Annotated in this window: 5 protein-coding genes; 1 reads left to right on the top strand and 4 read right to left on the bottom strand. The window is 39.4% G+C overall.

The window, feature by feature from the left end; all coding sequences use genetic code 11:
- Positions 1–1053: PcfJ domain-containing protein (locus tag CLV62_RS21330; RefSeq protein WP_110312787.1), on the top strand; the 1053-nt coding region annotated here is incomplete at its 5' end.
- Between the two features lie 48 nt (positions 1054–1101).
- Here CLV62_RS21330 and CLV62_RS21325 read toward each other — a convergent pair.
- From CLV62_RS21325 to CLV62_RS21310, 4 genes are all read right to left on the bottom strand, one after another.
- Positions 1102–2139, bottom strand: coding sequence for a tyrosine-type recombinase/integrase (locus CLV62_RS21325; RefSeq protein WP_110312786.1), 1038 nt, complete (start codon positions 2137–2139; stop codon positions 1102–1104).
- Between the two features lie 13 nt (positions 2140–2152).
- Entirely contained in the window at positions 2153–3193 is a 1041-nt protein-coding gene (locus tag CLV62_RS21320) for a tyrosine-type recombinase/integrase (RefSeq protein WP_110312785.1), read from the bottom strand.
- On the bottom strand, positions 3162–4280 hold the full coding sequence (locus tag CLV62_RS21315) for a site-specific integrase (RefSeq protein WP_170120126.1): 1119 nt from the start codon (positions 4278–4280) through the stop codon (positions 3162–3164). The genes CLV62_RS21320 and CLV62_RS21315 overlap by 32 nt, the downstream gene beginning before the upstream one ends.
- A 212-nt stretch (positions 4281–4492) precedes the next feature.
- The coding region (locus tag CLV62_RS21310) for a PcfJ domain-containing protein (protein ID WP_170120125.1) at positions 4493–5349 on the bottom strand (857 nt) is incomplete at its 5' end.

The following is a 5349-nucleotide window of genomic DNA, read 5'->3' as shown; positions in this document are numbered from 1 at the left end:
CCGAACTGTAAATCAAAACTGATAGTCAAGACAAGTCAAAAGCGGAGTTTCAATGACAGCTACTATATGACTGTTATAGATGCACACAAAGGCTACCAGGTTGTACGGACGATTATGTTAAGCTATACCACCAAAGTGGGCAAGCTAACCGAATACACGCATTCGGAAGTCATGCAACGCTGGATAGCACCCAATGGGAAGCATTGCACATTTGCACGGCTTCGCCAGGCAATGGGAACGTGCTATTATGATTCATGGCTATTTCATACTTCTTTGGAACTGCGTAGCGAAAATATCAACAACAAGTATTATATAAATGTCTATGACAGAATTAATACAGGCGAAATTTACCCACGTCAGAAGCTAATCCCCGAACTCAAAAGGACAGGGTACAAGAAGCCTCTGTACAGGCAAAAACCCCTAGACCTATTTCGTATCCTACTGACCGACAGCAGAGCCGAAACCTTGATAAAAGCAGGATATACAAAGCTACTCCAACGAATCATGGACAGCGGTTGGACACTCAGTATAGACAATTATTTCCAATCCATCCGCATTTGCATCCGTAACGGCTACAAAATTAAGGATGCGACTATGTGGTGCGACTATGTAGATATGCTTCGCTTTTTTGGCAAAGACCTGCATAACGCAAAATATGTATGCCCTACCAACTTAAAAGCCGAACACGACCGCTATGTAATCAAGAAAGCAAAAGCGAATGCACGTTTGGAGGTTGAGAAGCAACTTGAAAAGGAAGAAGAATACAGACTAGCCAAGGAAAAGTTTTTCGGACTGATGTTTTCGGATGGACTTATCAGCGTCCGTGTACTTGAAAGCGTAGCTGAGATTGTCGCTGAGGGTAGAGCCATGAAGCATTGCGTGGCAAGCTATCACTCAAAAGCCGATTCACTTATTCTAACGGCTTGCATCGATGGAAAAAAGATTGAAACAATTGAACTCTCGTTATCTCAATTACGAATTATCCAAAGCAGAGGTTATGAAAAGTATTCTATTATCCAAAGTATCCCAAAGAGTATCTTCCTATTGCATTGACACTCAGATACTCTTTTATTGTTTTTCTTTTGATAACAATTTATAGCATCAGTATAGATTTTTCAGAAAAGCCTTCAGTTTTAGGTCTTTCTCCCAACTCTTGGCTTCCGGTTCTTTTATTCCTACTTGTTCATAAGCTTTCTCTATGGCTTCTCGTTTAGCTTTGGAATCAATACGGGCATATACCTCTGTAGTCGTAATTGATGCATGACCAAGAAAATCACGTATATGGATAAGATCCCATCCGGCTTGGAGAAGATGCATGGCTCGGCTATGGCGGATGATATGCGGTGTTATGTTTCCAACAATTAAATCATTGTTGACAATTCTTGCCTTATCTACATATTTATTGAGGATATATGTTATGCCCGGCGTAGTCATCTTTCCATGCCAAGCATTAAAGAACAAAGCCCTATCACTCATTTGAGGACTGTCCAATCTGTTTTCTTTTAAATAGTTATCAAGTAACTCTTCCAAACTGTCGTTCAGTAACACCAGTCTTTCTTTAGCTCCTTTCCCGACAAGTTTTATCATATATGGCTTGCCTCTTCGGATTGAAGAGGGCGTCAAGTGAATAAGTTCTTGAACGCGGGCGCCACTATAATATAGCAATGAGAGTAATGCCAAGTCGCGTCTACCTCTCTTGCTGTCAGTATTTATTTGAGAGAGCAGGAGAGAGAGACCTTCTGGAGATAAATAGTTCATCGTTACTTTCACCTTACGTTTCATCTTTATTTGCGTAATTGATTTCCATTGAGCCATGTTTTCTACATCAATATATAGCATATAGTTACAAAAAGAGTGTAAGACAGCCAACCGCTGATTACGAGTGCGAGTACAGTTATGACGGTTTTGCTCAAGCCAATCCAGAAACTCAGCCACAGAGTCTTTCGTGAAATGTCTCAACTCTATCCTATCTGCACTGATTCGTTTATTTTGATTCATAAAATCAAGATAGTGAACAAACACGTCGCGATAGGCTCTGATCGTATTTGAACTAACTCCACGTTGCCGAATCAAGTAATCCTTAAAAAATCCTTCCACACAAGTAGCAAAATCCTTGTGGCTTTTCTTGTTGTTAATCATTATCATATGTGTTTTAAGAGTTATTATACTTGCACGGATTTAAAGACTGCTTTACGATTTCATTTATGCAGTTTGTTACATTCAAATCCATCACATTAAGTTCGGGGAACATCTCTTGGGTGAGACGCAGATAGTATTCCGTATCAAAAACTTTTCGATGCCCCATGAAAGATGAAAGAATCGGGAGTGAGCAATATAGACTTTTACCTGCCCGAAACATCTTCACAAAAGAATGGATACATGCCGTATATCTTAAACTATGGAGTGATGGTCCCTTTCCATGGTCTGCCAGTGATATACCCGCATCAGTCAAAACTCTACGGAAGACGTGTCCCATAGATCCTCTGTCACAGCGTTTCCCGACAAGATTCACGAACAGAGGACTATGTGAGTCGCAAAGTCCTTTTATGGGCATGCGGTCTCGGTATGCTATATATTCTTTCAGCACTTTTTCCATGGACGGATTTAGCGGAACCAGCCGCTGGCTACCATTCTTGGTTTGTCTTAGCAAAATAACGTGTCGAGAAAAATCTACATCACCATTATTTATGGATAATGCTTCACTTGTGCGAATTGCCGTACTATACAACAGCCGGATATATGCAGGAACTGCTATCATAAGACTTCGTGGGTAAAAATTCTTTAACCTAAGGCTGTCGCATGAACTGAATATTCTATCCATTTCATCATGGGTGAAGATATAAGGAGGATGTTCTTTGTGTCTTGAGGGAGGTTTGGGGGGAATGTAGTTATCGACTCCAAGTCGGGACATGTAATACAGAAACCTTCTGATTTCAAGCACCTTCCGGTAATAAGTAGCACAAGAAAGATTTTTCATGGAATCCAACCAAGCATCTATTATATCTTTATCCACATACTCCTTTGTGTATTGCATCTCTTGCAGAAAACGATCAAAAGTCAACATTGTATAGAATATTGTTTCCACATGACGCCCACTCTTTTGCTTGTACTCGATATATGAGACTATATATGTTGCCACGGAACATTTAAATGAATAATCTTTAATCATAGAACCTCCCTCCTTTCTGCTCATAGAATGCACTGTCTATAATTGGAACATTAAGAGAACATTCAATCAACTGTGAAACGTTAACGCCGAGGTAATACATTGTAGATTGAGTTTCTTCATGCCCTAACACTTCGGATATGACAGGCAACCCTATACCACCATTAAGCATCGCCGTTGCCAAACTGTGACGCAAGGAATGAGGTCCTTGATGACGATAAGTATAATCTACCCCAGATTTGAGAACTGCACCTCGAATCGCTATATTTATACATTCAGTTGAGAGTTCTCCATAAGGAGCCTTATGTAAAATGAAGACATTTTTTGAATTAGACTGTGGTCTGCCATTTTTCACATAGTCTATTATCGCATTGCCCACATCGTCTAATAACGGAAGGGATATGAGACGCTTGGTCTTATATTGTTCTAAAACAATAAGATTGCTATCCCAATCAAGATTTGAGAATTTTAGTTTTCTTATATCTGAAGATCTTAACCCTAATCTTGATGCAAGCAATAACATTGCAAAGTTCCTTATTCCTGTCGAGGTTCTTATTTTCATGGCAGTTTTTTCTATTTTCAAAACCTCCTCAGGTGTATAATATGACGGAACTTTTTCTTTTTCTATAGGTTTAATATCGTGGAAAAAATCTAAAAAATCCTCCTTGATGATGCCATTTTCATATAAGTAGCTCATAAAACGTTTCAGAGCATAGAATACATGTCGCTTCTGATTAGATTCTGAAAGGAAAGAAACAATGTCATCCCAACATATATTTTCAATAGACTTATTAAGCAGTCTCATTTTTTCGGAAAATCTGCTCAAGACCATGAGATGTTGCTTTACAGTCTCTTCGGATAATCGATATTTATCATGTAGGTAATTCAGATATTGCTCATAAATATCGCGCGATTCTCCTACGAGAGGATGCTTCTTGACTTGTCTCCAACGCATTAGGTGTGGACGGTTTTCAATTATGTCGTCCAGCCATTTTACAAGAGATAGACATCCGGCATAACGCGTGGGCTTTGCACGAATCTGGGGGTTCGACACATAATCGGCAAACAATTCGCCGACCATTGGAGAATAAAATTGTAACCCTTTGCATTCCATATAGGTCACGAGATACTTTAAACTCCCAGTGTGATTAACAACATACTGCTTGCTATAGGATTCTCCTTGCAATCTTTCTTTTAAGCGAACTTCGAGTTCATTGATTGGAATTTCATTCATCATATTCAATACTCATTTTAATGGTTTTATTATGCAAAGGTATTGAACATTATCAAAACACATTATCGAAAATGATATTGATTATCAGTTAATTAAAATGAAATACAATGGTTTGTTTTGATAATAGAATACTTTTCATAACCTCTGCTTTGGATAACCCGTAATTGAGATAATGAGAGTTCAATGGTTTCAATCTTTTTCCCATCGATGCAAGCTGTTAGAATAAGTGAATCGGCTTTTGAGTGATAGCTTGCCACGCAATGCTTCATGGCTCTACCCTCAGCTACAATCTCGGCTACGCTTTCAAGTACACGGACGCTGATAATCCCATCCGAAAACATCAAGCCAAAAAACCTTTCTTTGGCTTGTCTGTAGTCTTCTTCCTTTTCAAGTTGCTTCTCAACCTCCAAACGTGCATTCGCTTTTGCTTTCTTGATTACATAGCGGTCGTGTTCGGCTTTTAAGTCGGTAGGGCATACATATTTTGCGTTATGCAGGTCTTTTCCAAAAAAGCGAAGCATATCTACATAATCGCACCACATAATAGCATCTTTAATTTTGTATCCGTTACGGATGCAAATGCGGATGGATTGGAAATAGTTGTCTATACTTAGTGTCCAACCGCTGTCCATGATTCGTTGGAGTAGCTTTGTATATCCTGCTTTTATAAAGGTTTCGGCTCTGCTGTCGGTTAGTAGAAGACGAAATAGGTCTAGGGGTTTTTGCCTGTACAGAGGCTTCTTGTACCCTGTCCTTTTGAGTTCGGGGATTAGCTTTTGACGTGGGTAAATTTCGCCCGTATTAATTCTGTCATAGACATTTATACAGAATTTATTATTGCGGTTTTCGTCCCTTAATTCCAATGGAGTATGAAATATCCATGAATCATAGTAGCACGTTCCCATCGTTTGGCGAAGCCGTGCAAATGTGGCGTGTTTGCCATTGGGGG

It is taken from the genome of Indolivaga alginatilytica (genome assembly GCF_003201355.1).
Classification (GTDB): Bacteria; Bacteroidota; Bacteroidia; order Bacteroidales; family Dysgonomonadaceae; genus Dysgonomonas_A; species Dysgonomonas_A alginatilytica.
The sequence above is the reverse complement of the archived record's forward strand: the minus strand, read 5'-3'. Positions and strand labels throughout refer to the sequence as shown.